This window comes from Photobacterium satsumensis (assembly GCF_050336935.1).
GTDB classification, from domain to species: Bacteria; Pseudomonadota; Gammaproteobacteria; order Enterobacterales; family Vibrionaceae; genus Photobacterium; species Photobacterium satsumensis.
In genome coordinates, this window is sequence record NZ_JAKJSK010000006.1 from 226,113 (window position 1) to 252,755 (window position 26,643).

27 protein-coding genes and 1 riboswitch are annotated in these 26,643 nt (G+C 43.8%); of the genes, 18 read left to right on the forward strand and 9 right to left on the reverse strand.

The window, feature by feature from the left end; translation table 11 throughout:
- Positions 1–37: 37 nt before the first annotated feature.
- Positions 38–122, reverse strand: a riboswitch (cyclic di-GMP riboswitch).
- Positions 123–865: 743 nt separating this feature from the next.
- Positions 866–1,897 carry a plasmid segregation protein ParM domain-containing protein gene (gene parM / locus L4D79_RS01125; protein ID WP_428646218.1) on the forward strand — a complete coding sequence of 344 codons (1,032 nt, stop codon included), beginning with the start codon at positions 866–868 and terminating at the stop codon, positions 1,895–1,897.
- Positions 1,890–2,558, forward strand: a complete 669-nt coding sequence (locus L4D79_RS01130; protein ID WP_428646221.1) for a hypothetical protein — start codon at positions 1,890–1,892, stop codon at positions 2,556–2,558. The genes parM and L4D79_RS01130 overlap by 8 nt, the downstream gene beginning before the upstream one ends.
- A 74-nt stretch (positions 2,559–2,632) precedes the next feature.
- On the opposite strand, the gene L4D79_RS01135 is transcribed toward L4D79_RS01130, so the two are convergent.
- The gene (locus tag L4D79_RS01135; protein WP_428646224.1) at positions 2,633–4,009 is read right to left on the reverse strand and encodes an MATE family efflux transporter; all 1,377 of its coding nucleotides are present in this window, start codon (positions 4,007–4,009) and stop codon (positions 2,633–2,635) included.
- Between the two features lie 124 nt (positions 4,010–4,133).
- On the opposite strand from L4D79_RS01135, the gene L4D79_RS01140 reads away from it, so the two are divergent.
- The 3 genes from L4D79_RS01140 (at position 4,134) to L4D79_RS01150 (ending at position 7,614) form a co-directional block, all read left to right on the forward strand.
- Positions 4,134–5,006, forward strand: a complete 873-nt coding sequence (locus L4D79_RS01140; RefSeq protein ID WP_428646227.1) for a LysR family transcriptional regulator — start codon at positions 4,134–4,136, stop codon at positions 5,004–5,006.
- 110 nt (positions 5,007–5,116) lie between these two features.
- On the forward strand, positions 5,117–7,069 hold the full coding sequence (locus tag L4D79_RS01145; protein WP_428646230.1) for an alkaline phosphatase D family protein: 1,953 nt from the start codon (positions 5,117–5,119) through the stop codon (positions 7,067–7,069).
- Positions 7,070–7,233: 164 nt separating this feature from the next.
- Complete coding sequence (locus L4D79_RS01150) at positions 7,234–7,614, forward strand: MerR family transcriptional regulator (protein WP_428646233.1); 381 nt, start codon at positions 7,234–7,236, stop codon at positions 7,612–7,614.
- Positions 7,615–7,665: 51 nt separating this feature from the next.
- On the opposite strand, the gene L4D79_RS01155 is transcribed toward L4D79_RS01150, so the two are convergent.
- Positions 7,666–8,637, reverse strand: coding sequence for an aldo/keto reductase (locus L4D79_RS01155; RefSeq protein WP_428646235.1), 972 nt, complete (start codon positions 8,635–8,637; stop codon positions 7,666–7,668).
- A 224-nt stretch (positions 8,638–8,861) separates the two neighbouring features.
- Here L4D79_RS01155 and L4D79_RS01160 point away from each other — a divergent pair, with 224 nt between their 5' ends.
- From L4D79_RS01160 to L4D79_RS01175, 4 genes are all read left to right on the forward strand, one after another.
- On the forward strand, positions 8,862–9,461 hold the full coding sequence (locus tag L4D79_RS01160) for a YceI family protein (RefSeq protein ID WP_428646237.1): 600 nt from the start codon (positions 8,862–8,864) through the stop codon (positions 9,459–9,461).
- Between the two features lie 131 nt (positions 9,462–9,592).
- A complete protein-coding gene (locus L4D79_RS01165) occupies positions 9,593–10,210 on the forward strand; it encodes a fumarylacetoacetate hydrolase family protein (RefSeq protein WP_428646240.1) in 618 nt (205 codons plus the stop codon).
- 44 nt (positions 10,211–10,254) lie between these two features.
- A complete protein-coding gene (locus L4D79_RS01170; RefSeq protein ID WP_428646242.1) occupies positions 10,255–10,470 on the forward strand; it encodes a DUF3820 family protein in 216 nt (71 codons plus the stop codon).
- A gap of 31 nt (positions 10,471–10,501) precedes the next feature.
- A complete protein-coding gene (locus tag L4D79_RS01175) occupies positions 10,502–11,005 on the forward strand; it encodes a GNAT family N-acetyltransferase (RefSeq protein WP_428646244.1) in 504 nt (167 codons plus the stop codon).
- Positions 11,006–11,073: 68 nt separating this feature from the next.
- Here the strand turns inward: L4D79_RS01175 and L4D79_RS01180 are convergent, their stop codons facing one another.
- Together L4D79_RS01180 and L4D79_RS01185 are read right to left on the reverse strand one after the other, a co-directional pair.
- On the reverse strand, positions 11,074–11,199 hold the full coding sequence (locus L4D79_RS01180) for a hypothetical protein (protein ID WP_428646247.1): 126 nt from the start codon (positions 11,197–11,199) through the stop codon (positions 11,074–11,076).
- 188 nt (positions 11,200–11,387) lie between these two features.
- Positions 11,388–12,827 carry an MltF family protein gene (locus L4D79_RS01185; protein WP_428646250.1) on the reverse strand — a complete coding sequence of 480 codons (1,440 nt, stop codon included), beginning with the start codon at positions 12,825–12,827 and terminating at the stop codon, positions 11,388–11,390.
- A gap of 412 nt (positions 12,828–13,239) precedes the next feature.
- Here L4D79_RS01185 and nrdD point away from each other — a divergent pair, with 412 nt between their 5' ends.
- The 4 genes from nrdD (at position 13,240) to L4D79_RS01205 (ending at position 18,837) form a co-directional block, all read left to right on the forward strand.
- Entirely contained in the window at positions 13,240–15,360 is a 2,121-nt protein-coding gene (nrdD, locus tag L4D79_RS01190; protein ID WP_428646253.1) for an anaerobic ribonucleoside-triphosphate reductase, read from the forward strand.
- A gap of 67 nt (positions 15,361–15,427) precedes the next feature.
- Positions 15,428–15,901 carry an anaerobic ribonucleoside-triphosphate reductase-activating protein gene (gene nrdG / locus L4D79_RS01195; RefSeq protein WP_428646256.1) on the forward strand — a complete coding sequence of 158 codons (474 nt, stop codon included), beginning with the start codon at positions 15,428–15,430 and terminating at the stop codon, positions 15,899–15,901.
- 641 nt (positions 15,902–16,542) lie between these two features.
- Positions 16,543–18,540 (forward strand): EAL domain-containing protein, encoded by a 1,998-nt coding sequence (locus L4D79_RS01200; RefSeq protein ID WP_428646258.1) that lies wholly within the window; start codon positions 16,543–16,545, stop codon positions 18,538–18,540.
- A gap of 33 nt (positions 18,541–18,573) precedes the next feature.
- Positions 18,574–18,837, forward strand: coding sequence for a DUF2960 domain-containing protein (locus L4D79_RS01205; RefSeq protein WP_255044433.1), 264 nt, complete (start codon positions 18,574–18,576; stop codon positions 18,835–18,837).
- A gap of 28 nt (positions 18,838–18,865) precedes the next feature.
- Here L4D79_RS01205 and L4D79_RS01210 read toward each other — a convergent pair whose 3' ends face one another.
- The 4 genes from L4D79_RS01210 to L4D79_RS01225 form a co-directional block, all read right to left on the reverse strand.
- Positions 18,866–19,699 carry a ceramidase domain-containing protein gene (locus L4D79_RS01210; RefSeq protein ID WP_428646262.1) on the reverse strand — a complete coding sequence of 278 codons (834 nt, stop codon included), beginning with the start codon at positions 19,697–19,699 and terminating at the stop codon, positions 18,866–18,868.
- A gap of 9 nt (positions 19,700–19,708) precedes the next feature.
- Positions 19,709–20,107 carry a globin gene (locus L4D79_RS01215; RefSeq protein WP_428646265.1) on the reverse strand — a complete coding sequence of 133 codons (399 nt, stop codon included), beginning with the start codon at positions 20,105–20,107 and terminating at the stop codon, positions 19,709–19,711.
- Between the two features lie 138 nt (positions 20,108–20,245).
- The gene (rarD, locus tag L4D79_RS01220; RefSeq protein WP_428646268.1) at positions 20,246–21,142 is read right to left on the reverse strand and encodes an EamA family transporter RarD; all 897 of its coding nucleotides are present in this window, start codon (positions 21,140–21,142) and stop codon (positions 20,246–20,248) included.
- Between the two features lie 240 nt (positions 21,143–21,382).
- Positions 21,383–21,979, reverse strand: coding sequence for a class I SAM-dependent methyltransferase (locus tag L4D79_RS01225; RefSeq protein ID WP_428646270.1), 597 nt, complete (start codon positions 21,977–21,979; stop codon positions 21,383–21,385).
- Positions 21,980–22,219: 240 nt separating this feature from the next.
- On the opposite strand from L4D79_RS01225, the gene L4D79_RS01230 reads away from it, so the two are divergent.
- The 4 genes from L4D79_RS01230 to L4D79_RS01245 all read left to right on the forward strand — a co-directional run bounded on the left by L4D79_RS01230 (position 22,220) and on the right by L4D79_RS01245 (position 24,661).
- Entirely contained in the window at positions 22,220–22,573 is a 354-nt protein-coding gene (locus L4D79_RS01230; RefSeq protein ID WP_107349108.1) for a DUF2750 domain-containing protein, read from the forward strand.
- Positions 22,574–22,725: 152 nt separating this feature from the next.
- The gene (locus L4D79_RS01235; RefSeq protein WP_428646272.1) at positions 22,726–22,974 is read left to right on the forward strand and encodes a hypothetical protein; all 249 of its coding nucleotides are present in this window, start codon (positions 22,726–22,728) and stop codon (positions 22,972–22,974) included.
- 157 nt (positions 22,975–23,131) lie between these two features.
- Positions 23,132–23,722, forward strand: a complete 591-nt coding sequence (locus tag L4D79_RS01240; RefSeq protein ID WP_428646275.1) for a TetR/AcrR family transcriptional regulator — start codon at positions 23,132–23,134, stop codon at positions 23,720–23,722.
- Positions 23,723–23,812: 90 nt separating this feature from the next.
- Positions 23,813–24,661 (forward strand): alpha/beta hydrolase, encoded by an 849-nt coding sequence (locus L4D79_RS01245; RefSeq protein WP_428646278.1) that lies wholly within the window; start codon positions 23,813–23,815, stop codon positions 24,659–24,661.
- An 82-nt stretch (positions 24,662–24,743) separates the two neighbouring features.
- Here the strand turns inward: L4D79_RS01245 and L4D79_RS01250 are convergent, their stop codons facing one another.
- Positions 24,744–25,505 (reverse strand): 1-acylglycerol-3-phosphate O-acyltransferase, encoded by a 762-nt coding sequence (locus L4D79_RS01250; RefSeq protein WP_428646281.1) that lies wholly within the window; start codon positions 25,503–25,505, stop codon positions 24,744–24,746.
- A gap of 591 nt (positions 25,506–26,096) precedes the next feature.
- Between L4D79_RS01250 and L4D79_RS01255 the strand changes: the two genes are divergently transcribed.
- A complete protein-coding gene (locus tag L4D79_RS01255) occupies positions 26,097–26,621 on the forward strand; it encodes an NlpC/P60 family protein (protein WP_428646284.1) in 525 nt (174 codons plus the stop codon).
- Positions 26,622–26,643 lie beyond the last annotated feature (22 nt).

The following is a 26,643-nucleotide window of genomic DNA, read 5'->3' on the forward strand; positions in this document are numbered from 1 at the left end:
TAAATACGAGCACAACGTAAATGGAGAAAACTCCACTTGAGGTAGCCCCGCTATCATAGAATGAATTCGTTAGACCGGAAGCTTTGCGTCCTAAACTTTCATTTAGTTTGCCGTTGTCACAAGTACTATTAAATTAGTAGCAAAGGTGCTTATTTTGGTCAAAGAAAAATCATTGTTAATATCGAATAATGTAGCAAAAAATTGTTACTGTGTGACGTTGCTTCATGAAGTGTGGTGTATGTGGTTATTCAATTAAGTGTTTGAATTTATGTCGGTAAGTGATCTATATCTAGCAAATTGGTGCGACCAGTCTAGTCGAATTAATCTAGTGTGATGACTAGGAATAAGAGTGTTGTGGCTTGGGTTTATTGGATTATTTCTGTCGGGAATGACCATGGGTTTTTGTATTTATTAGCTGAATTATCATAATTGAACGGTGGAATTGCTGTAAATACGTCAAATTGGGTGCCGGTTATTGTTATTCTGGCACTTTTATATTTTATAAATCCAAACCTGCTAGTGATGATAATACAGCTATTATTCACATTAAGCATATGTTTATATTGAGTAATGTGGTTTATCTCATCATCGTTTATGAAAAGAATGAGATTGAGAAAAAGAAAGTTAAACCGGTAAATTAAGTGTGTGGATTGATTACGTTTCCTGGTTGCTTTTGATGGCTATTAAGCGCTGTTAATTTTAGGTGATCGACCAAGTTTCGACAGAATTAAATTAAATGCGGTGATTCTTTTTGTTTTGCTGAGCTGCTTCAAATCTCTGGTGATAGGTTTGCCATTGGCGCAGGGTTTTTATTTACTTCCGCGCAGACAAACTTATATCCCCTTGAGAAAAGAGCAGGATCACAATGACGCCACGTAAATTTGCGGTTGATGATGGTTCAACCAACGTTAAAGTAAGTTGGATTGAAAGCGGTGAATTACACACGGTTATCTCACCGAACTCATTCCGTAAAAACTGGAAAAGCGCCGCGCTGAGAAAAGACAAGAAGATCTTTAACTATACGATTGGCTCAACCAAATATACCTATGATATGACCTCAGACAAGGCGTTGGAAACAACCCATGTTGATTATCAGTACGATGATTTGAATCTGCTTTCTGTGCATCATGCACTGCTACAAACAGGTATCGAACCGGGACCGGTAAAGCTGGTGGTTACGCTGCCTATTACCGAATACTACAACGCCGAAGATTGCCAGAAAAATGAAGATAAAATTGCCCGCAAGCGCGAAAATCTAATACGCCAGATTGAGCTCAATAAAGGCGAGTTATTCGATATCATCGACGTCGAAGTGATGCCGGAAAGCTTGCCTGCGGTGTTATCGACCCTGACTATGCAGTCTGTCAGCCAGTTTAACCGTTCTTTGGTGATAGATATTGGCGGGACAACACTGGATATGGGGGTGATTGTCGGTGAATTTGATGATGTGTCTGCCATTTACGGCAATAACGAAATCGGCGTTTCCATGGTGACTGATGTTGCCCGCAAATCCCTAGCCGTTGCCGATAGCGATTCGAGCTACCTAGTCGCCAATGAGCTCATCAAGCAACGTTCAAACTATGATTTTGTCCGTGAAGTGGTGAATGACGAAAGCCAGATCCCGGTGATCCTTGAGAAGATAGAAACCAAAATTGATGAGCTGGGTAAGCAAGTCGCGTACGAAGCGAAGAAGTTCGCTAAAAACCCTAATCGCGTTTACCTTGTGGGTGGCGGTGCCAGCTTGATTTACCAAGCAGTCAAAAAGGCCTATGAGACATTGGGAGAACGTGTTGTGCTGGTGGATGAGCCACAAGAAGCGTTGGCCCGCGAGCTGTGTTTGTATCATGCTGATGGCGAAGCGGTAAACATGCCAGTGCAAGAGGCCGTCAATGGCTGAACGTCTTAAGCGGATAAACTATTCCATTTATCTCGACCCCTTGAATAACCCGGCCGACCTCTACGCCAGTAAAGTGTTGCACCAATGGGCAGATGATTTTTCAAGGTTGAAAGCGGAATCGGCTGAAGAGAACGGCTTAGCCTTGCTCAATGCGAGAAGTGTGCAGAAGCAAGTGTATTTGAGTGGCTTGTTCTTGCACCTGCTAAGTCCTGAGTTGTCCCAGCAACTTAGTTTGCAGGTGACGGAAGCGCAGGTATCCGCGTCCACATTGGAGAGAACACTGTATGGACTGGGCCTTTTGGCAGAGGACTCTGGTTCTGGGGACAGCCTACAAGAGCAGCATGATTTACTGGAAAATATAAAGGCCTCAATTGTCGGGCATATACAAGCTGAAGCAAGCAATACCCGTGAACAGTTGTCATCACAAACCCAGCAAATACAGCAAGCAGAGTTGTTGAAGCGGGTAGAGGGGCAGGCACAAGAAATTGCTGAACTGAAGAGGTTGCTCACAGCTCAGACTGAGTTGATCCGAAAGTTACCAAGTGGCGAAGCGATGGCTCAGCGGGGGCAATCGACACAAGAGCAGGATGAAACACCGGTTGTTGATCTCAATGAGCGTCTTGCCCACGTGCAGAAGATCAAGAAGAAAGGGATATTTTAAAATAGATTTTTGCCATATAAAAAAGTACACGCTTTTCGCGTGTACTTTTTTTTGCGTTTAAGGTGAAACCGAGTTTAGGCTGTGACTGTACGCAATGAAATATCATTACGCTGCTTACTTTGAATGTCTTTCCACACTAACGGCACGACAATCGCGGCTAACAGGATGTTAGAAAGCGGTACCGATAGCCAAACACCATTGACTCCTAGCCACTGTGGTAGGAAATACAGGAATGGTAACTGTACCAGCATGTTACCAGCTGAAATAGCCAGTGCTTTCCCTCCTTGGTTCACAGACATAAAGTACACAGATGCAAGGGCAATAAAGCCATCGAGGAACATTGCAAATAAGTGCAAGCGTAATCCATTGACTGTTTCGGCTGCGAGCGCTGGATCTTCTTTACTGAACAAGTCCACTAAGGTGTTCGGGAATAGGTTCAAGATAGCCACCGAAGTGATGCCTGTCAGTACCACAACTTTGCTTGCAAGGATCAAGGTTGCACGGATCTTCTTGCCATGGCCAGCTCCATAGTAATAGCTGACTGGCGGCTGCATACCACTGGCAATACCTTCAGCAAGTAGGTAGTACATGGTCATCAGGTAGCCGACAATCGCGAATGCGCCGACGTGAATAGCGCTGCCGTAATCCATGAATAACTTGTTGTGGATGGCAACAATAAAGCTGAAATACGCATACATGAACAAGCTGGACGTCCCTAGGCTCACTGCATTGGTTGCAATACCAAGGCTGAACTTGAAGTTACTAAGGCTGAGCCTTAGCTTGGAGTAGTGCGTAAAAAAATACGCCACTGCCACGATGGTGATAGAGATCTGGGCAATAATGGTCGCAATTGCTGCGCCTCTAAGCCCCATATCTAAATGGGCGATGAAAATGTAATCAAGGACGATATTGATAATTGCACCAGCCATCATCAAGGCTGTTGAGAAATTAGGGCTATCGTCATTGCGGATCAACATTGGCAGCGCACCGGCGGCAATAGTAAACACGGCTCCCCACGTAAACACTTCAATATAGGCACTGCCCATTTCGAGTGGTGCGCCTGTTGCACCTTGCGCGATCAACAGTGATGGCGCAATCATGCTCAGCAGTACCATCACTAATAGTCCGGCAATAGCGATAAGGCCAAGGCCGGTTGATAGGGCTTGCTGCGCTTTGCTGTGGTTACCTTCTCCTTTGTAAATTGAGATAAGGCTTCCTGTGCCCATGCCGACAAGAAGTCCAAGCCCTGCAATGAGGCCAATGACAGGCCAAGCCATATTAATACCGGCTAAACCTTCAAAGCCAATATAATGACCGACGAAAATACCATCAATCACTTGATAGAGACCGTTAACCAGCATGGCTGCAACGGAAGGGATCGCGTATCGCCAGAAGGTTTTACTGATACTTTGATTATTAATTGGCGTTTCTTGCTTGAATGACTCGTGCATGGGGGAACTTCGACTTTTATGACTTTGCGAGCATTATCGCTATTTTCAAGATTGATTGAAGTTAGTTACTATCCGCTTTTCGGATAGAATAAAAGGGTCATAACAGGTATAGCAGGCAAAGATTGTGAATTGGACGATAGATCAACTTGAAGCTTTTGTATGCGCCGTTCAGCAGGGGTCATTTTCTGCAGCGGCTAGGCGTATTGGTAAAGCACAGTCGCGCGTAAGCACCGCCATCAATAATCTTGAACTGGATTTGGGGTTCGAGTTGTTTGACCGCAGTGCTCGCTTACCGGTGCTGACCCCAGCAGGCGAGGAAATGTACATTGAAGCCCAAGCGGTACTTGCACAATGCGAGCGGATGTCGGCACGAGCGATGACGGTGTCTGCTGGTGAAGAAGCTACATTTACGATTGCTATCGATGAAGCCGTTCCTATTACAGCCTTTGAAAGCTTATTTGCCAAAATACCTGCGGTATACCCGCTACTCAAGCTCACGATTATCAACGGTTCACAACAGGACATTTCGCAGTGGGTAGAAACAGAGAAGGCTGATTTGGGTGTGTTGTTTCATCAAGATACCTTACCAGATAGCTTGGAGTTTACGTCAATTGGCCAGTTCAAGCATGCGTTAGTTGTTTCAAGGGAACACCCATTGGCAGCGTTTCCTGTGCCGAAAATTACCGATCTTACCCAGCATAGGCAACTGGTTATTCGCGACAGGATGGGGGTGGGAAAAGCGGAGCCAATATCATCAAATTATTGGCATATAGATAGTTACTATATGATTTCGTCCATGGTGATACGTGGGGTCGGTTGGGCGTTGGTACCAGAGCATGTTGCACAAGAACAATGGTATGTGGATGAGCTCGTTGAACTGTCAACAGAAGAGATCCCAGAGCCGTTAATGGTGGAAATGGGGGTAGTCAAGCGACGTGATCAGGGGGTAGGCCAAGTTATGGACTGGATTTATACCGAGCTAGCTAAGATGTTCTAGTAGAATGTCTTGAAGTCACTTTTTGGAAAGCTTTATTAAACAAATTGTTGCTGTTAATGTCGTAGTTATAATCAAGTAAAACATAAAGAAGTAAAGAGTATCTGCGCCTTATGATCCCTGAATCGCCTTTATCCACAGAACATCCCAACTCATCTGCGTTGCCTCTCATCCTCGCAGGTCCAATCTTGCGCAAGGTAACGCCGCAGGAATTGACGCTGTGGTTTGCGGTCTCCAGCCCGCTCAAAGGGACTTTTACTCTATACCAGCATGCTGAACAAGTAGCGCTATATACCGGTGAGCTTTCGCAAGGCAAGCATATTCGAATTGGTGAGCGTGCTTGGATTTATCAGGTTACATTTTATGGCGAGTTTCCTGCCAATACCCCGCTGGAATACCAAATTGAAACACAAGATGGATTGTTGACCGATTTGATGCCCGACCTGCTCTATAGTGGGGAGTCACGGCCGATGTTTATCATTAAAACCCAAGCCGATTACGTGATGCATGGTTCTTGCCGAAACCCGCATTATCCAAGTAAAGACAGCTTGGTGGCAGCGGACACTAAAGTTGCGGGCCAGAGCGCCGAGGAACGGCCATCACTACTGATGATGAGTGGTGATCAAATCTACGCTGATCATGTGGCAGGCTCAACATTAGACAGTATTCAGCAGGTGATCCATTTGCTGGGCCTTTATAATGAGGATTTCAATAAAGCGCCGGTAGCTAATACACAAGCCTTATTTGCCCATTCAGACAACTATTACGGCAGGGAGAAGTTGCTACCGCAATACCTCGAAGGTGGCCAAGAAATCATTGAACGATTTCCTAGCATTGCTAACTGGCTAAGACGTAAGTCACCCGTATTTAGCTCCCGTGAATCAGGTAATCACCTGATCACGCTGAGCGAATTCAATGCGATGTATCTGTTGGTCTGGTCACCGGTGTTGTGGCAGCTTGTTGATAGTGCGAGGTTGGAGCGAAATCAGTTTCAGTGGCAAGGTAATACGCTTGAAGCTAAATGGCAGAAGCTATGGGCTGATGAGAAAGTCCAAATTGATCGGTTTGTTGAAGGTTTACCAAAAGTCCGTCGATTGATGGCGCATGTTCCGACTTATATGATTTTTGATGATCATGATATTACCGATGACTGGAACTTGACCGTGGGATGGGAGCAAGCTGCCTATCATCATCACTTTTCTCGTCGAATTATCGGAAATGGATTAATCAGTTACTGGTTATGCCAAGGGTGGGGGAATGCACCTGAGAACTTCGATGAGACGTTTTTCAACCATGCTGAAGCATACTTCGACCAACCAAGCAGCGATAGCCAAGACAGCCTGATAGATTTTCTCTACCGGTTCGAACAATGGCATTACACCATCGGTACTTCCCCAAAAATGCTGGTGCTGGATACACGTACCCGCCGTTGGCGTTCAGAGTCGAAAATGAACAAGCCTTCGGGTTTGATGGACTGGGAAGCACTTAGTGAACTGCAAATGTCCTTGATAAATGAGCCGGCGGTGATCCTCGTCTCTGCCGCGCCAATGTTCGGGGTCAAGTTCATTGAATCGCTGCAGCGAGGTATGACTTGGCTTGGTCAGCCATTATTGATTGATGCGGAAAACTGGATGGCGCACCCGGGCTCAGCCAATACGCTTATTAGTATTTTCACTCATACCAAAACACCGACTAACTTTGTCATTCTATCGGGTGACGTACATTATTCGTTTGCGTATGACGTCAAACTTCGATTTCGTAATAGTAGTCCGAACATCTACCAGATCACCTCAAGCGGGATCAAAAATGAGTTTCCGAATGCGTTACTCCGTGTTTGTGACTTTATGGATCGCATACTGTACAGCCCACGCTCACCGCTCAACTTGCTGACCAAACGTAAACGACTCAAGATTTTCAAGCGGGATCCCGACTTACCGGGAAACCACCGATTGATAAACCGAAGTGCAATCGGGGAAGTTCGGCTTGATGCTGATGGAAAGCCTGTCGATATCGCTATTCTGACGGCTGAAGGTCAAAGGGTGACCTTTCCGCCAACAGGAAAATAGGCAGACATATTATTTTCATTTACGAGCCACCTTGAATGTAAGGTGGCTTTACATTATTACAATGGATGTCTCATATTTATTGTAATAATCAATGGATTATATAATCGACTTTTATTGATAATAATGGTGGAAAGGAGAAATTAATAGCCTATAAAGGGGATATAATGAGAATCCAAGAAGCATCGATAGCAAGTGGCTTAAGTTGCCATACTCTAAGGTATTACGAACGAAGTGGTTTGATTTACCCTATTCCCAGAGACGCGTCTGGACATAGATATTATAGAAAAAACGATATTCGTTGGATTCAATTCGTGCAATGTTTGAAAAGTACGGGTATGCCATTGAGAGATATTCAGTCTTACGTCGACCAAGTTGGTGATGCGGAAAATAAGGCGGATTTACTTCTTGATATTCTTATTAGGCATAAGTCACGCCTTCAAAATAAGCTTGCTGAAACTGAAGAATTTTTGGCTCATATTGATTGGAAGATTAACCATTATCAGGATATATTGACTGAGCATTTGCAAAGTGACAAAGTTCAATAAATGACAGCAGGCTAAAGTAAGCCTGCTGATGTCTGTTTGCTATCGCAAAAATTAGATTGTCTCAGCCTGATTTTCGGTAAAGAAAGCATTTATTTTGCTGTGATCTTCTTTGGTTACGATAATATTGGCAGAATTAACCAGTCCAGATAACTGGTCGGGAGTTCGTGCTCCGATGATTGAGCCCGAAGTGGCTGGGTGTGACAGCGTCCAGGCAATACTTAACTCAGCAACAGTACAGTTTTTTTCTTTCGAAATCTCTTTCAACAAATCGACAAAACGCAGGTTTTTACTGAACTCAGGTTCGAGGAACAGGTGGTTTTTATGACGCCAGTCTCTTTTGTCTAATTGAGCAAATCTTGTCTGGTTCATTGCTCCGCTTAATAGGCCTGAAGCCATTGTTGAGTGATGTATGGTGCCGACATGATTCTCAAGACACCACGGCAGAACCGTTTCTTCGATTGATTGGTTCAACAGTGAGTAAGCGCATTGGTTCGATGTAACCGGTGAAATTGCATGCAAGGCTTCCATTTGCCTGGCAGAGAAGTTGGATACACCAATATGACGAACTTTACCTTGTTGTTTTAAATCTGCAAGAGTCTGCCAGGCTTCAGTGATGTCTGCTGCGGGTAGAGGCCAATGGATCTGATATAGATCTATGGTCTCAATATCCAAACGGCTAAGACTGTCTTCAACCTCTTTGATGATTGAATCCCTAGATATTCGATTAAACAGTTCCGTCTCACCAGGATTCCAGCACAGTCCACATTTAGTAAAAATGAAGGGCTTTGTGTTGACTTGTTTCAGTGCTTTTTGGATGACTATTTCAGCATTACCAAGGCCATAGGCTGGTGCCGTGTCTATCCAGTTTATCCCCTCATTCAGGGCGGCATGAATGGTGTTAATTGAATCCTGGGTTGATTGTACTCCCCAGCCCCATTCTCCTATATCGCCACCGATAGCCCAGCTACCTAATCCAAGTCGACTGATTTCCATATCTGAGTGACCAAGTACTCTTTTTTCCATAATGGGTTTCCTGTTTTTGTTACTGTAATGTTTATCTACAAAGACAGAAATACGGGTTTGAGTGTACTCTAAGTCAAGGGCTTTATTGCTAATAGCCTTGTGACCACACATATTTTATATTGGAAATCTTTCAGTTAATGAAGCCTCTCCTTACCGACTCGCGAAGAACTGACCTATATTTTCTAAGTGATATTTCAAAGAAATAACGAGAGAAGGGGAAGTCAATGGCGTTAACGTGGAAGAAAAAGGTTCTGTTGGGCAGCGTTTCTATGAGCCTTATGCTTGGAGCAACAGGCACGTGGGCAGGTTGGAAGTTAGATAGTACTCACTCCTCTGTGGGGTTCTCTTCGGTAAAAAATGACAGTGTGATGGAGCAACACGGCTTTCGTAATTTGAGTGGTTCCATTTCGGATCAAGGTGAGGTATCGCTGTCAATCGACTTGACCAGTGTCGATACCAAGATTCAGATCCGTGATGAGCGAATGAAAAAGGAGCTCTTCAATACTGAAGAATATCCGCTGACAACCATTGAAGCTAAAGTGGACAGCGCTGCTATCAGTGGATTGAGCGGAGGGCAAACAGTGGTTCAGGATGTTGAGTTCAAACTCGACCTGCACGGTAAGTCTGAAGCGTTAAATGCAACTGTACAGGTTACAGGGTTGGACGATGGCGGCTTGTTGGTTTCAACGATCAATCCAGTGGAAGTGAAAGCAGGTGCCTTTGGCCTTGATGAGGGGGTAGGAAAATTAAAAGATATTGCCAAGCTCAACTCAATCTTGCTGACTGTACCGGTTAATGCAAACTTGGTTTTTGTGGCTGAATAGTGTGTCGTTAAATCGATTAGTTTGCACATAAACCTAACACTAATAACGAATAATTTTTCAAAGCCAGCCATTGCTGGCTTTTTTTATCGGTGTTACTTTGCAATAACTAAGGATCATTGAAAAGGATTGAAATGAACACAGTTATCGTCGAGAACCAAGCCGCTACTCCTAATAAAGTAGTGTGTGTGGGCCGTAATTATGTGGCGCATATCCACGAACTAGGCAATGAAATCCCTGATGAAATGGTGTTATTCAATAAGCCTAATTCTGCGATATCAGACACGCTGTTCGCTTCACATAATGGCGATGAAATCCATTACGAAGCCGAGTTATCCTTCCTGTACCGTAATGGCCGCTTTGATGCGGTAGCGGTAGGCCTTGACCTTACCAAGCGAGGTGTACAGAGCAAGCTGAAACAAAAAGGGCTGCCGTGGGAGCGCAGTAAAGCCTTCGATGGTTCAGCATTGTTTAGCAAGTTTGTACCTGTTCCTTCTCCTGAGTGTGGGGAATTAGGGTTATGTCTTTATATTGATGATGTCTTGACACAATCTGGCACCGTTTCATTGATGATTTATTCGCCGGATGTCATTTTGAAAGAAATTCAAACTTTCATGACATTGAATGATGGTGATATCGTGATGACAGGAACACCATCCGGTGTCGGTAAGGTACAAGCTGGAAGTCAGTTTGTGGCTCAGGTAACCGTTGGAAATGACGAAATTGCGTCTGTTGAATGGCTGGCGCAATAACGTTTGGGCTTTACCTACACCATTATGATAAAAACAGGCCTAACGTGTTTGATAAAGAAAAAATCGTTAAATTAGCGAACGTCAAAATGCCTTTTGGCAAGTATGCAGGGCGTATGATTATTGACCTTCCTGAAGAATATTTGCTGTGGTTTCAAAAGAAGGGTTTTCCTGAAGGGGAGCTGGGGCTTTTGATGGCGTTGGCCCTTGAGATGAAAATTGAAGGGCTTGAGAGTGTGATACGACCGCTAAGGCGGGATTAATTAACTTAGATATATCTCGGGAAGGACACCAGTGGAAATATCAATTAGACATTATGAAAATTCGGACAACGGTGATTTATTCGAAATTTATCGCCTACCTGAAGTGACAGAAAACACCTCTCAATTGCCCTATATTAACTCGGATACTGTTGGGCAATTGTTTGATAACCCAGATAACTATACTTTGGTTGCTGAAGTTGAAGAGAAGGTTGTCGGGCATATCACGTTGTTTCTGACGAATAAGGTACGAGACAGGCATGCGGCATTTTTCGCGATTGCTGTTCATCCTGAGTTCCATGGTAGAGGCGTGGGACGCTACTTGATGCAGCGTGGAATTGAGCAAGCGGACAACTGGCTTAATTTAGTTCGCCTTGAGTTGGAAGTTCATGCTGATAACGAAGCGGCCTGCGCGCTTTATCATAAGATGGGCTTTGAAACGGAAGGGGTCAAGCGGCTTAGTACATTCAAAGCGGGTAAGTATATTGATATGCTGCTGATGTCCAGAATTCGACCTGATTTTGCGGCTGAAAAATAACGCTAAGCGGTTGAAATAGAGTGAGCTAGCCTAGTGCTAGCTCATTGCTTAATTAGAGTAGGTTGCTGTTAAAGCACAATAATTTCATTGGCGAGTTCGCCTTCTTCATCATTCAAGTTCAGGCTATCTGGGCAGTTGGCCAATAGCTCTTCATCGGTCGGTACGACAATCGTTGTATTGTTCAATATATCCATAATCTATGCCTTGTTGAGTGCTATAGCTGAGGCCCATAGCAACGTTATTCCCAAGCAGCGTTTTCCTTAACTGCATCTTATCGTTTTACTGGTAAGAGTAGTGACATTAAATGACAATGTGATGAAAGCGAGAGGTTGATCTCATCGTCTGTTTGATTCAAGGTTTTATTGGTTAAAATGCGACCAAGTTAGCGAGAGAGCTTGAAGCGGAGGCGGTTCGAGCTTGCCATGCGCTGGCCAGCCGCGTTCTGCAGCGAGAAGATTTGTTTGTAGATAGTAAAGTAGCGATTGATGTTACCCACATAGGTAATTGGCTCCATGCCAACCTCCTCTTTGACTATGACTTCGACATTATTGAACCACTTGGTTGGGTCATAGCCGCGTTCTTCGGCAACTTTTCTTAACCGCCTTATTCTATTGGGGCCGGCATTGTAGCTGGCGAGGGCAAAATAGAGCTGGTTGAGCTCATCGGTGTCATCATCGGTGACGTACCTCTCACGAATAAAGTCCATATACTTCACTCCCGCGTGGATATTGTTTTCGATGTTCTGGATGTTACGGATATTGATGTAGGGCTCACTGGCTGTTTGTGGAAGCACTTGCATGATGCCTATCGCCCCTGCGTGTGATCGCTTGGATTGATCAAACCCTGATTCTTGATATGCTTGGGCAGCGATGATCAGCCAGTTGATGTCATACATATTGCCGTATCGAACAAAGCGATTTTCGAGCTCTTTGAACTTATCAATATTATCTGGGCTCATGACTTTCTGAAACCACGCTTTGCTGTTGAGGTAGCGATCGAACAAGATGTTTCCGTTCAGCGTACCTCGGCGGTTCTTTTCCACGAATTCGTCTACCAGCGCTTTGAATTCGGGGCTGTTTTTACGAAAGCTCCATCCAATTGAGCTATTTTTCCTGATCGGGTATTCATAATGGATCTGCAGATCATCGGTAACTAAATCCCAAAACTCGGCTTTGTGAGAGTCGAGCACTGTCATGGGGATAATGCCATCTTGAACCATCTGCAGCATTTCAAAATCCTGAAGGGTTTCTTCTAGGAAATGCACATACATAGGCTCCTTGCCGAGGTTCTTTAGCCGTTGATTAATTCTGCGAATGCTTTGGTAGTAACTTGAACTGGCTCGTAACCAGACACTCTTTTTTGACAGCTGTTTTACGTTGGTGATGGGATTTCGGGTTGAGTGGGTAATAAATAACTCTTGAATATCTGTCAGTATCGGACGGCTGAAGTCAACTTGTTTCATGCGTTTAGCTGTGATGGTGAGGTTTGCCGTAACAAGGTCACCAATACCCGCATTCAATGCTGGGAGAAGCTGATCACGGTGTACGGGAATGATTTGGACCCGATACTTTATTTGCGTCTTTTCAAAGACAAATTTTTCAAAAAGTCGCAGCATTTCAGAGATTAACCCTTTGGGTTGGCCCCGGTCGAGATAGTAAAACCCCAAGTCTGCGGCGACAAGCACGCGTATAACACGCTTCTCCTCCATAACAGGAAGATCACCAGTATATCTCTCGTGTTGCTGTGGTGTAATTTGGAATGCGCCACAGATAGAAGACAGCAGTACGCCAGCAAAGCATAAGAGAAGCAAGGCAGATCGCATAGGCAATACTCTTCACAATGATGCTTTTGAGTATATACCTTGAAGTCGCTTGGGTATAAAGGTCAGGGAAGGTAACCGACAAAAAGCACAGAGAGAGGGACGAAGTTTCCTGGATGGGAAAGGTTGAGTTTGAACTAAAACTCTAAAAAATATTCAAGTATTTTTTCAGTAATTTCAGTGCTGAGTATTAAATAAATGGGTTGACAATTTTGCAATGAAACGAGTGTAAATGTCAGTTTTGAGAGGTAATCGAAAACATCGGTTGTTAGCTGTACGCTCTTAGTGAAATACTGATATAGATCAATGTTTCCGTTCCTGAATTCTCGCTTAATACACCACATCTTGTATTGGTCAATTTAGTTAGCCCTATATTTAGTGGTTTTCGTGACACTGTCATTTTTAGGAGCCTTGTGTGAACCCTGTTGTGATTAAGCGTGATGGTTGCCTTGTACCGTTTAATACCAAGCGTATTAAAGAAGCGGTATTAAGCGCTGCCGAATCTGTAGAGGCAATGGATGCCACCTATGCTGAGTCTGTTGCTGAGCAAGTACTCTCTCAGTTTGCCGATCAGGAGCAGGTGGAGATCCACGCGATTCAGGATGCAGTTGAGAATCACCTGATGATGGGGCCACATAAAGTTGTAGCGCGTGCATATATTGAGTATCGCCATGACCGCGATATCGCCCGCGAGAAGAAAAGCCACCTGAACAATGAAATTCGTGGTTTGATTGAGCAAAGCAATGCTTCGCTACTGAATGAGAACGCCAACAAAGATGGTAAGGTGATCCCGACCCAACGTGATCTACTTGCTGGTATTGTGGCTAAACATTACGCAAAGCAACACCTGCTGCCTCGTGATATTGTTTCAGCACACGAAGATGGCGACATCCACTTCCACGATCTGGATTACTCACCTTTCTTCCCAATGTTTAACTGTATGCTGATCGACTTGGACGGCATGCTGACTCATGGCTTTAAAATGGGTAATGCAGAAATTGACACACCTAAGTCAATTTCTACAGCAACAGCGGTTACGGCTCAGATTATTGCACAAGTCGCGAGCCATATTTACGGTGGTACTACGATCAACCGTATTGACGAAGTATTGGCTCCATACGTGTCAGTTAGCTACGAAAAGCATCTACAAGTTGCTAACGAGTGGGACATTCCTGAGCCAGAAGCTTTTGCCAAAGCGCGTACTGAAAAAGAATGTTACGACGCATTCCAGTCTCTAGAGTATGAAGTGAACACTCTGCACACCGCAAACGGTCAAACGCCATTTGTTACCTTTGGCTTTGGTTTGGGTACCTCTTGGGAATCACGCCTGATCCAGTCGTCTATTCTAAAAAACCGTATAGCGGGCTTGGGTAAAAACCACAAGACGGCAGTATTCCCGAAATTAGTTTTTGCTATTAAAGACGGCCTTAACCATAAGCAGGACGATGCAAACTACGATATCAAGAAGTTGGCGCTTGAGTGTGCATCTAAGCGTATGTATCCAGATATCCTTAACTACGACAAAGTGGTTGAAGTAACAGGTTCATTCAAGACCCCAATGGGTTGCCGCAGCTTCCTTGGCGCATACGAAGAAAATGGCGAGCTTATCCACGAAGGCCGTAACAACATCGGCGTGGTGAGCTTGAACTTGCCACGTATCGCACTAAAGGCAAAAGGTGATGAAACACAGTTCTTCGCGATGCTTGATGAAAAATTGGTACTTGCGCGCCGTGCGCTAGAAACCCGCATCAGCCGCCTAGAAGGCGTGAAAGCGCGTGTTGCTCCTATTTTGTATATGGAGGGGGCGTGTGGTGTTCGCTTGAAGCCAGATGATGATGTGTCAGAAATCTTTAAAAATGGTCGTGCTTCGATTTCACTGGGCTACATTGGTATCCATGAAACGATCAATGCTCTGTATGGTACAGAAGAGCATGTTTATGACAGTGAAGCGTTACGTGAAAAAGCGGTCGCGATTGTTGAGCGCTTGAAAGCGGCAACTGACAGCTGGAAAGAAGAGACTGGTTACGGCTTTAGCCTGTACAGCACACCGAGTGAAAACTTGTGTAGTCGTTTTTGTTCTATCGACGCTAAAGAGTTTGGTGTGGTAGATGGTGTGACTGATAAAGGTTACTACACCAATAGCTTCCATTTGGACGTTGAAAAGAAAGTCAATCCTTACGATAAGATCGACTTTGAAATGCCATACCCAGAAATTGCAAACGGTGGCTTCATCTGTTACGGCGAATACCCGAACATTCAGCATAATGTCGAGGCACTGGAAAACGTTTGGGATTACAGCTACACCCGTGTGCCATACTATGGGACAAACACACCTATAGATGAGTGCTACGAGTGTGGTTTCAATGGTGAATTTGACTGTACCAGTAAAGGCTTTACCTGTCCGAAATGTGGCAACCATGAGCCATCGAAGGTATCGGTTACTCGTCGAGTCTGTGGATATTTAGGTAGCCCTGATGCTCGTCCGTTTAACTTCGGTAAACAGGAAGAAGTTAAACGCCGTGTGAAACATATGTAGAGCAATACGTATTTCCGCAAACTGACACTAAGTGCCGATGATTCGGCACTTTTTATTTGGAGTCACAATGAATTATCACAACTATTACTCCGTTGACGTTATTAATGGGCCGGGTACACGTTGTACCTTGTTTGTCTCAGGGTGCGTACACCAGTGTCGTGGTTGCTATAACCAGAGTACATGGCGTTTGGATGCAGGGCATGTATATAGCCAGGAGATTGAAGACAAGATCATTGCGGATCTGAACGATAGTAGGATTAAGCGGCGCGGTTTGTCTTTGTCGGGCGGTGATCCTCTTCATCCTGCCAATGTTCCAATTATTTTAAAGTTGGTAAAGCGTGTACAGGCTGAATGTAGCGGCAAAGATATCTGGCTATGGACTGGTTACCTTCTGGCTGAACTTGATGAGAAGCAGAAAGCCGTGCTCGACTATGTTGACGTTGTGATCGACGGTAAGTTCGAAAAAGATCTGCATGACCCTGAATTAGTATGGCGGGGAAGTAGCAATCAGGTTATCCACTACCTAAAAGAGAAAAAGTAAGTGAAGCATCATTGTTACGGTGTAATTCAGGCGATTATTTGACACTCACTGCCTGAAAAATAGTCGCTATTGTTAAATAATTGTTCTGTTGGATGGGTTATCCACTGTTTCTGTGCATAACTCTGGGAAAACAGTTTGCATAGCTAGTGCTAGTTTACAAGGCTATGATTGCTAGGTATTCATCTTCAGTAATATTGCAATTGGCAGTTAATAATCCTCTACTTTTCACCTTTGAAACATATTTGCGTCGTGTTTTTTTATGAGTTTATTTAAACATCGCGGAAATTAGTTTCTATATAAAATACCGATTTGATATCTATTGGGTATTGTTCTTTTTTGTTAGGTATAATCATGGTAAATGCATAAATTTTCAAATATGCTTAATTTTGATTTTTTCCTTGGTGGAAATAATAATTTTCCACTATATGATATAATAATCAGCTATATATAACGTAATTGTAGTGTGCTTATAAATCTAATTTGATATGATGCAAAGGAACGACTTGTCAGATTGAAACCATGCATTTATGACTAGGTGTGTGCGGCTTAGTGTTTTATAAATTGGATTGTGTACATTGCCTCTTTTACTCTCAAAGTTATCTACTAATTCCTTTATAGTTGCTATTAGCAATGTTTTTATTATGGCTTTGCCTGTGTCATTGATAGCAGCGTTTTTTAACTTGCTCTCTGTTTTCTCCGGGAAATTTGGTTACGACAGTATCAGTGTAACTCTGGGTTATGTAGGGGAGATGACAGGGCACATGTTCCCGCTATTACTCAATATATTCTTCGCCACATATTACTCATCATTGCTCCGGTTACCGAAAGCGGCACCGATTTCTTGTGCTCTTGCCTCCTTCTTTATTATCTCACAGCAATGGGATCTCATTTCACCCGTCATAGCTTTACCGAATAACTTTGCGATCTCCCTTTTGACGGCATATGCTTCTTGTCTCATCATATCAAAACTTAATAAGCTTCGTTTATTTAGCTTTGATAAATTTATTAGTGCTGCTGATACATCTATTCAGATGATGGTCACGTGTGTTCTTACATTGGCAATATTAATTATTGGCTCTCATCTTTCTGTTGTTATATATGCAACATATATTCAGCCAGAAATAGTGTTTCCTACATTAGAGCCAACGTCATTTTATGATGGCCTGCTTTATGAGTTTATCCGTGGAATGTTATGGAGCATTGGGGTTAACGGCCATAATATTCTGCATATGTATAAAACAGAGCTATATGATATTAGCATTGCTAATATGGCTGACTGGAAAAATTTTGGAACAGATCTCAATATTATCAGTACGAACTTCTATGACTTTTTTACGGGTATGGGCGGTAGCGGTAACACCATTAGCCTTGTATTGTGTATGCTGTTTTTTTCAAAAAGCAAAGGTTATAAACTGTTAGCTAAAGCCGCTCTTATTCTAACTATTTTCAATATCAATGAGCCAATATTGTTTGGTATTCCCATCATATTCAACCCGATTATGATACTGCCTTTTTTGTGCGTGCCTCTTGTTAGCTTTATGTTGGCTTACGGCGCTATATCTATGGGCTTGATTCCACCTTTGAGTGAAGTACATAGTTGGTTAATTCCGCCGGTAATGAGTGGATATGTTGCATCAGGTGGTGAGGCTTCGGTGGCTGCATTTCAGCTATTTCTTATTTTTGTAGGTGTCGCTATTTATTATCCTTTCTTCAAGGTTATGGATCAGCGATCGCTGGGTGTTGATGTTTCATCCATCTTCCGTACTCATTTCTTTAAAGGGGATGAAGTGCCGATTAAATCTAAACTAAACAGCTTTATACCCTCGATTCAAGATAATATTAATGCTCAGCGTGAAGTTGAACAGCTTCAAAATAGTGGTTCCTTTTTGCTCTATTACCAGCCGCAAGTTGATGTCCAAAGTGCTGAGGTGGTAGCACTGGAGGCATTGATACGTCATGAAGATGTGAAGGGGCGGATAAAAGGGCCGACTTTTTTGAAGTCGTTCGGACAGTTAGGGCTTCTTTCCGATGTGGACTTTTGGGTGTTGGAAACGGCTATTTCCGACGCTTCTGAAATGGTGCATTCGTCAAATTTCACAATATCTGTAAACGTTTCATCAGAAACGATGTTGAAGAAAGACTTTGTTAAGTCAATCAAGCAGGTGATAGACAACAGTACATTGGACTATGATCAGGTTGAAATCGAAATTACCGAGGAGATGTTGATTCAGGATGAAGTGCGAACGGCTAAAGTGATTCAAGAGATCAAAGCCATGGGGGTTTCTGTTGCTTTGGATGACTTTGGTACCGGCTACTCTTCGCTGGCTTATCTATCCCGCTTTGAGTTTGACAAGATTAAAATAGACCGCTCGCTTGTGGAAAACCTTGATACCGAGCGTGGTCGCAGCCTGTTCGATGTCGTTGTCCAACTCGGTCATATCACTCAGGCTAAGATTGTGGTTGAAGGTGTTGAAACGGCTGAAGAGCTAAACTTTATCCAGGAGAAAGGCGTGCAGTATGTGCAGGGGTTCTTTTTCTATCGACCGATGACAAAGGCACAGATTTTAGCCGAGCACATTGTACCAACACGTTCCAGTCAATCAGGAAAAAAGGTTTCTTCTGAAATTGAAGTAGGGTAAATTCCCTCACTTGATTTTGCTGTTGGAGGCGTTATGTCGCGCACTATAATTTATACCTTTAAAGAACAAGAGAAAACGCTGACGTTTTCATACTCTCAGTACCGTACGATCCATGAGGCGGTTGCAGCAGCAGAAGGGATTGATCTAACCGATTTTTTGCGAATGGAGCAGCAAGTCGAAGCGGTATCATCAGGCAGCAAGGCGATGAGGGATTTTCGAGATAGCCATTTCCGAAAGCTTGGATTCGGAAAAATCACCTTAGCGAAAAAAGAACATCGCGGAATTGGTGAAAAATAATTGCGATTCAGTGCCAGAGAGAGCCTCGTTAGATACGGGGCTTTTTTGTACCCGCTTTCCAGCCTAAATAGACACAATAACCGGCTAGCGCAGCCAAAATATGCTTCAGGCAATGACCGCTTACTTGTGATGTGAGTTCATATATTTCGTCGTCGTTCGATTCAGCCAGTTTACACAGAACATATAAACCCAGTGCATATAAGTAATACCGAGTGGGGTTGTGGCTGTTTGGGTAGAGCCAGAGAATTAAGGGGATGTGTATAATAGGCAGCAGTTGTACCAACACATAGGGTGCCATATCACCGCGCCCATCGATAACATCTGTCATGTACCAGTAGATAACAGAAAGCACCCCGTATGCCAGAGTAGGCAGTAGCATAGTCCTGCCTAGGGTAGGTGATAAGTATTCGGCAATGACAATACAGTAAAGGCAGATAAAGCCGATGGTTATCGGGAGTCTATCTATCATCAAGGTGAATGGGCCTGGGGACAAATGGTAAAGGCTAGATCCGAGAAAAGCGCCGATAAGGCTGATGAAAAACAGTTGGTAGGCAAAGGAGAGTGATTGATTGATAGCTAAGGGGCTACGCATGTTGTCCCTAAGTCCAATAATACCAACGATAAGAAACCCCAGGTTACTGACGACATTCCAGAAGTGGGGGATACCTAACAGTAACCGCTGGTCTGCATAGTCATAAAAGTTACGGCTCTGTCGAATAGGTGAGAAATAGATAGCCAGTATTCCGAGTGCCAGCGCGATAACGATGAGTAAAGTATATCGCCAATCAAAAAGTGACCGCTTGCTGGTCGACTGTAATGTATTTGGTTCTGATGAATTTTTTTGCCGAAAATGAGAAGGCATGTACGTTCTCTATAAACATTCCTTTTTCATTATAGCTATCCCTTCTTTGAAGCACTGTCGCCAAGCGATAGCAATCTCATCATTGTATCTAGGATCGCAAATTTGAACGGTTTCGATGAGTGAATCTAACCAAACGTCAAAATCACTGGGTCGAACGCCAATGCCACCCGGGCCGTGAGCTTTACCGAATCGCCGAACGCTCTCCTTTGCTTGATCTGATGAAGAAGCCAGCATTATCATCGAGATAGATAACTTGAGCATCTGAACTTGGCGCTCCATATCAACGCCTTTGAAAATCTCTTTGAACCGCTGCTCTTTTTGCCAGAAATGGTGATAAAAAATCAAGAAAAACTGTTTGTTTCGTTGGCAGCGAGCATAACTGTCATTGAAAACTTCGTGGGTATCCATACCTCAATACACCTATTCACTAACTCCATGTAAGTAGTATGGTCTTTTGAATTATTTATGCAATAGATTCCATACCTTGCGCGAGGTCTAGCCACTGGGTTTGACTGTACAATCCATCAGTGGCTTTTCGAGGTCTCATTATGACGTTTTTATTCGTCTTAAAGCTAAGTGGCTGAATGCCTCAAGGCTGCATAACAGTAATCCTAGCCAGATAAACCCGAAGCTAACGGCTTTGACTTGGTCAAAGACTTCGCCAAACAGGAATACGGCCAGTAAAAATTGCAACGATGGTTCAATGTATTGCATTAAGCCAACCATGGTTAAACTGGTACGGCTTATAGCCAGTGCGAAGAAAATTAACGGAGCCAGTGTTACCGGCGCAGACCCAATATAAAGCAGCAAGGTGGTCGTATCTGACGACAGGGCTGTCGAGGTCTGGTTTGCATAGGTATACGCTAAATACAATAAGGCAAACGGAGCTAGTATTACTGACTCGAGTGTGACCGATGTAAGGGCATCGTAACGAACATACTTTTTGCATAAACCATAAAAGGCGAAGAAGCTCCCCATTATTAATGAAATCCAAGGTAGCTCACCGTAATGGAAAACTTGGTAACTAATGCCAACAATACCCAGAATAACTGCCACTGACTGTGCCTTGCTGAGTTTTTCCTTAAGGAATAACACGCCCAAGGCTATCGCAAATAACGGATTGATGAAGAAACCCAAGCTGGCGGCAAGGATTTGGTCATGAGTCATCGCCCAAGTAAAGGCATACCATGATACACACATAATTAATCCGGCGATGCCTGTCATAACCAAAGAGCGTTTGTCTTGCCAAAGCTGTGAGAGGTTTGGCAGAGGTCGGCGTAATAGCAACATGACTAACAGCATAAACGGGATAGAAAAAATAATCCTAAACGCTAACAATTCATTAATGTCTGCGCTTGGAAGAAATTGATAATAAAGGGGGAGGATCCCCCATAGCACAAAGGAAAATGCAGCAAGAGCATTCCCGGTACGCTGAGTGTGCATACAAGCTAACCTACATAAAGTGTATAAAAGACAAAATCCCCAAACCTCTCGAATCAAAGTATTGATTGAGAGTCGGTTTATACGACAGAAAGCGTAGGTGAAACCTTTTGAGGAAATGCTATTTTGGCATAGATTTAGCCAAATAAGAACAAAAAACGAACGCTCTTCGCTGGGTTTCTAGTTATTCCTCAAATGAATGGTTTGATGGTGGTTGATTAGCAGTAGGTGGCTTTTAAGTTACTATTTTTTCATCGCAATAATGGTGTGGATTAACCATAGTCGCTTTTTACCGGTTAGATTGGCTGAGTACTCTTGTCGCTTCTTCCACGAAATAATGTAAAAGTCGGCAAATATCTGCTCGAGGTCGAATTGGCTATGGGTGAGGATTGGCAATTTTTCATTGGGCTCTAAAGTTTCCTTACCTAAGAAGTGCCCGCAAAAAATGCCACTGACTTTTAGGCTGTTAGATATGTTTCTCCAAAGGATATTGAAATCATGAGGAGTGCAGAAAAACAAGCAGGCGCTGGCATTGATCAGGTTTGCTCGGGGAAATTCATAGTCGGCAAAACTGCTGATTTGAATATCAAGGTTTGGGTGCGAGCCTAATAGCGGATGCTCTGAAAGTGTTTTCAAGCGAGGACGATCGTTATCAAAGGCGTAAACATGATAACCTTGTTCTAGCAGGTACAATGTGTCCCGGCCGTTACCACAGGCACAGTCAACCGCGACCTTTCTTTCTCCATGCTCGCCGATATATTCGTGGGCCTCTATCAGGTGAGAGCGAGGATTCAAAATAGTCTGATTGCTAAGGTTTGATAGCCAGTCAACGGTTGCCATGTTTTGCCCTCTGTTACTGCCCAATAGGTGTTGTTGTTCCGGTCATCTAAACAAGTATAGCTAGCTATACCCAATTCTCGATCTAAACACCAAACAGGCAATGAACTGATGCAGTTAGCAGCTGGTATAGCGATAAATTGTACATCTTCTGTCACGAAAATCTGGTAGTATTACTCCACATCAAGTTACTGATGTTATGTTCAAGCAGCTTGGACATAAACATGTATAAGAGAGAATAGAATGACTAAGTTAACCACAGATATTAAGGCAAATTGCGATCTGTTTGTTGAAGAAACCAAAGATACTCAGCAAGTATGGGGACTTTGTAACGAAGAAGGTGACTGGCTTTCTGTTGACTCTAGCGAGTTCGAACAATCTGAAGTAATGCCATTTTGGTCGAATGAAGCCGATGCAAAAGTTCATTGTGTTGACGAGTGGGCTGAATTTACTGCTGTGATGATCCCGCTAGATGTTTTTGTTGAAGACTGGATGATTACGCTGTCTGAAGATGGTGTTCTGGTTGGTTTGAATTGGACCGTTCAGCTTGAAGGTTCAGAATCAGAACCTTCTGATGTAGCGAAGATGTACCTGTAGTCGCACTCTCTGCAACAGCTCTTAAGGCTACCATTTGGTAGCCTTTTTTGTACCCTTGCTATACTTTTACTGAACATTCATTAGGCAGGGTTCCCCGCCAAGCCATGAGTGGTCGAGATTGATATGGGGGACTCTTGCGTTAGGAGGGGATTATGGTCCTTTCAGAGTGCCGCCAGTTGATGGCAGATAATGCAATAGTTGAAGCTCGTTTGGTACATGACTATCTCAGTGCCGGTTGGAGTGTGAACTTTATTGATAGCGAGGGAAACGAATATCCTATAACCGATACTTACGGGATCCCTTGCAGTTACGATTCACTCAAGCAAGCTGAAGATATGGTTCATCAGGTTGGGAGCTGCCCGATCCATATAGATAGCTTATTCCGTTTTGCTGAACGTTAGTTCTAGGTTTAGGTAGTAAGCATCTATCCGACGCTGACGTAACATCGAGCTCTATCAAAATTAATCTTCCATAAAAAGTACGATCGTGCTAAAAATATCAAATGAGTTGTAATCGCTACATCAGTAAAGAGATGCCGTAAAAATGGATCCACAGTCAATGAGTAAGAAAGAAGCCACTCGGCAGCATATTTTGAATACCGCGTTTTCGCTGGCGAGCAGAGAGGGGCTGGATAGCTTAACAATTGGCCAACTAGCTAAAGCTTCGGGCATGTCTAAAAGCGGCTTGTTTTCACATTTTAACTCACGTGAGAACCTACAAATTGCGGTGCTGGACTATGCCGGGGAGCTATTTGTCGAGCGGGTGATACAACCGGCAAGGTTACAATTTCCTGAGTCCATTGAGCAGAAGCTGAGGATGTTGCTAACAAATTGGTTAGCGTGGAATCGCTCCTTTCAGGGGAGTTGCATGTTTCTCGATGCATGGACAGAGCACGGTGACAAAGAACAGTCTGTTCAGTTAAGGCTCAAAGCTGTGACAAAACGCTGGCTCGACTATCTTTATCGCCAACTTGAGCAGGGAAAGCAGCAAGGCGAGTTCTTGCCATCCCTGGATAGTTGGCAGTGTGTATACCAGTTATACGGCGTCTACCTCAGTAGCCATTTATTTCTCAGCATGGAACTGGAGACAGACGATCATCAACGCTTTTGGCAAGGCGTGGATGCACTGCTTGTTCAGTGGCGTAAGTAGTCGTTCTGCTGAGTTAAGCATTAGCAAGCTTGTATAAAAACAACGTCTTGAACTTTTAAAGCACGGTCGTTCTATTTAGATGGGAAAGTAATGAGTAGCAAAATTTATTTCAAGAAAAGCCAAGGCTTTGATGTCCGCAAGAAGCTAATCAACCTGACGACCAGATTGCATTACCGTATTGCCCCAGAGCATGCCAAGCATGTCGCTCGCAAGGTGTTGTTGACACCTGTGAGAAGTAAAAAGACCGTGGATGAGCCCGTGGGTCTGGTCCGCAACTCTGTTGAGACATCAGAAGGGATGATGATGACATACAGCCTCGGAGAAGGGCCTACATGGGTATTGGGCCATGGCTGGTCGGGTTCTGCTCAGCAATTTTATTCATTGATGGAGCATATAGCTCATTCAGGCTACAAGGCGTTAGCGTTCGATAATCCGGCCCACGGCGAGAGTGAAGGCCAATTTGGTCATTTACCCGGCTTTGTTGCCGCTTTTGACAGTATTTTGGCTCAGCAGGAATCGATTGCTGGTGTTGTCGCTCATAGTATGGGCGGTGCGATGGTGTTGGAGAGCCGCTGCCCATTGCTGCAAGATAAGCCTGTGCTACTGGTGGCTCCTGTGCTGAACTATACCGAAAACCTTGTATCGGCAGTTGAGCAGTCTGGCTATTCAATCAAGCTTTTTCATGATGTGGTTGATGATATTGCCGAGCAATATCAATATCCGCTAGAGAGTATCAATCCGCTTGATCGCTTAAAGGGTCGACAAGCTAAAGCGGTGATAGTGCATGACAAATATGATCGGTTTGCCTCTTATGCTCACTCTGAGCTCGCAAGTGAAAATCAACATGTTACCCTGATAGCTACTGAGGGATTAGGGCATGGGCGTATCTTGCAAAGCAAACAACTAAAAAATGGCTTTGACATACTGACTGACAAGTAAAGTTATACCTATCTGGATTCTACCCTTTAAAGCAAAACAGGCTTGCCACTTGGCAAGCCTGCTTCGTTTACTGGATATCACTCTATGAACGGATACTGACGTTATCACTAGAACGAGCTTGCTCTAATTGGGCAACTTCGGCATCCAGTTCGGCAATTTTCTTTTCCATCAACTGGTGGCAGTGATCTGCCAATTCACGGGCGTCTTTTAGTTCGTAACCTGATACATCAATAGGCTCCAACATTTCAGCAATAACAATGCCGTTGTCCCGGCTTGATAGTGAAATTTTGTTGTGAGTAGAACTTGTGCACATAGGTACGATAGGCACGCCTGCCTCAATCGCCATACGAAAAGCACCGGTTTTAAATGGCAGCAAACCTCTCCCTTTACTTCGGGTTCCTTCAGGATACATCCATACTGACAGGTCACGTTTGTGGATTGCATCGGCAACTTGCTGGATTGTGTTGCGGGCGCTTGATTTGTTTTCGCGGTCAATCAATATGTTACCGGTTATCCAATATAGCTGACCAAAAAACGGGATCCACAATAGGCTCTTTTTGCCAATTGAAACCGCGCGGGGAGGCAACATACCTGGGTCGGAAACGAAATCAAACACGTTCTGGTGGTTAGACACATAAACGGCTTTAGGTGTGTCAGCAATCTTTTCTTGGCCTCGGTGGATAAGTTCAACGCCAACAATACGTTGTAATTGGTTAAACCAGCGACAGAAAAAATGTACGTGCTTAGGATCGCGAGGTTTAAACAAGATGCAGTAAACCAGAGCGAAGAGTGTGGTGAAAATAATGAAAATGGCCGCGAGGAAAATGCGGAAGAATGCAAGCACGCTTACTCCTTAGCGATTAAATGAAAAACTGTGTGCATTATGAAATCTTTTTAGTTGTATGACCAGTAGATAAGCGCATGTTTTATCCAAATAATTAATGAGGTGTAACAATTGTTTGTTTTTTGTTCAGTATCTGCGAGGGAGAAATACACTCTTTTTGATGATTTCCTCAATAAAAACACGTGTATAGCTAAAAAAGCAATTAATTGACGAAATAGTGCTTGAAAGAAGCTGATAGCGTGAAGCTGCTCGCAGTTGTGTTGGCTTTAGATAGAAAGTTCTGGATAAGCTACTGAAATAAAGCGATAAATACTCTCGATAGATGCAATATGCTCTCCTTGGTTGGGTGAGCGCATAGTATCTATCTCTTCTGTTGTGTGGAGTTTTGTTGGCTGACAATTGTCAGCCATTTTTTTTGCCTGAACCTCAATGTAAAAGCACTTTTGGTGACTTTATCATCAGTTATGTCAAATCTTCATAGTGAACACAGAATAATGTTTCTGTCATATCTGTAATTGACTATTCTTGTATATTCTTACCACAAAAAATTCATAGTCAGACATCACTGGCATAGGAAAGGAGTCGGCTGCAGTGAAGAAGTTGTTACTATCACTGGCTTTGACAATTTGGCTTTCGGGTTGTTCATCATCACCTGATCCTGCTGGGCACGATGCTTCGTCTGACGATCCATTGGCCAATGCACCTCGCTATGAGTTTGTTGAGATGAATGTACCGATTAATCAGTCCCCATCTCTCGATACGGTCTATCAACAGTGGCGTGGCACGCCTTACCGTTTGGGGGGCACATCCAAAGCGGGTATTGATTGTTCTGCATTTGTACAAATTGGTCTTGCAGAAGTTTTCCAGCAGAAACTACCGCGAACAACTGGTGAACAGGTAAGGCAAGGTAAGTGGGTTGCTATTACAGAGCTGAAAGAGGGCGATCTTGTTTTCTTCAAGACCGGACGTACTCTGCGTCATGTAGGTATCTATCTTGGTGAGTCCCGCTTTCTTCATGCATCTACGTCCCAAGGTGTTATGATTTCGAACCTGAAAAACCCTTACTGGCGTAGTACCTACTGGCAAGCAAGGCGCGTTATCCCTAAGTTAGGATAACCTGTGAGGAATTGTTTACGAC

Excerpts from the sequence above, each read along its gene's own strand:
- parM (WP_428646218.1), top strand. The coding sequence starts at position 866 with ATGACGCCACGTAAATTTGCGGTTGATGATGGTTCAACCAACGTTAAA.
- L4D79_RS01130 (WP_428646221.1), top strand. The coding sequence starts at position 1,890 with ATGGCTGAACGTCTTAAGCGGATAAACTATTCCATTTATCTCGACCCC.
- L4D79_RS01135 (WP_428646224.1), bottom strand. The coding sequence starts at position 4,009 with ATGCACGAGTCATTCAAGCAAGAAACGCCAATTAATAATCAAAGTATC.
- L4D79_RS01145 (WP_428646230.1), top strand. The coding sequence starts at position 5,117 with ATGATCCCTGAATCGCCTTTATCCACAGAACATCCCAACTCATCTGCG.
- L4D79_RS01150 (WP_428646233.1), top strand. The coding sequence starts at position 7,234 with ATGAGAATCCAAGAAGCATCGATAGCAAGTGGCTTAAGTTGCCATACT.
- L4D79_RS01155 (WP_428646235.1), bottom strand. The coding sequence starts at position 8,637 with ATGGAAAAAAGAGTACTTGGTCACTCAGATATGGAAATCAGTCGACTT.
- L4D79_RS01160 (WP_428646237.1), top strand. The coding sequence starts at position 8,862 with ATGGCGTTAACGTGGAAGAAAAAGGTTCTGTTGGGCAGCGTTTCTATG.
- L4D79_RS01165 (WP_428646240.1), top strand. The coding sequence starts at position 9,593 with ATGAACACAGTTATCGTCGAGAACCAAGCCGCTACTCCTAATAAAGTA.
- L4D79_RS01180 (WP_428646247.1), bottom strand. The coding sequence starts at position 11,199 with ATGGATATATTGAACAATACAACGATTGTCGTACCGACCGATGAAGAG.
- L4D79_RS01185 (WP_428646250.1), bottom strand. The coding sequence starts at position 12,827 with ATGCGATCTGCCTTGCTTCTCTTATGCTTTGCTGGCGTACTGCTGTCT.
- nrdG (WP_428646256.1), top strand. The coding sequence starts at position 15,428 with ATGAATTATCACAACTATTACTCCGTTGACGTTATTAATGGGCCGGGT.
- L4D79_RS01200 (WP_428646258.1), top strand. The coding sequence starts at position 16,543 with ATGGCTTTGCCTGTGTCATTGATAGCAGCGTTTTTTAACTTGCTCTCT.
- L4D79_RS01205 (WP_255044433.1), top strand. The coding sequence starts at position 18,574 with ATGTCGCGCACTATAATTTATACCTTTAAAGAACAAGAGAAAACGCTG.
- L4D79_RS01210 (WP_428646262.1), bottom strand. The coding sequence starts at position 19,699 with ATGCCTTCTCATTTTCGGCAAAAAAATTCATCAGAACCAAATACATTA.
- L4D79_RS01215 (WP_428646265.1), bottom strand. The coding sequence starts at position 20,107 with ATGGATACCCACGAAGTTTTCAATGACAGTTATGCTCGCTGCCAACGA.
- rarD (WP_428646268.1), bottom strand. The coding sequence starts at position 21,142 with ATGCACACTCAGCGTACCGGGAATGCTCTTGCTGCATTTTCCTTTGTG.
- L4D79_RS01225 (WP_428646270.1), bottom strand. The coding sequence starts at position 21,979 with ATGGCAACCGTTGACTGGCTATCAAACCTTAGCAATCAGACTATTTTG.
- L4D79_RS01230 (WP_107349108.1), top strand. The coding sequence starts at position 22,220 with ATGACTAAGTTAACCACAGATATTAAGGCAAATTGCGATCTGTTTGTT.
- L4D79_RS01235 (WP_428646272.1), top strand. The coding sequence starts at position 22,726 with ATGGTCCTTTCAGAGTGCCGCCAGTTGATGGCAGATAATGCAATAGTT.
- L4D79_RS01240 (WP_428646275.1), top strand. The coding sequence starts at position 23,132 with ATGAGTAAGAAAGAAGCCACTCGGCAGCATATTTTGAATACCGCGTTT.
- L4D79_RS01245 (WP_428646278.1), top strand. The coding sequence starts at position 23,813 with ATGAGTAGCAAAATTTATTTCAAGAAAAGCCAAGGCTTTGATGTCCGC.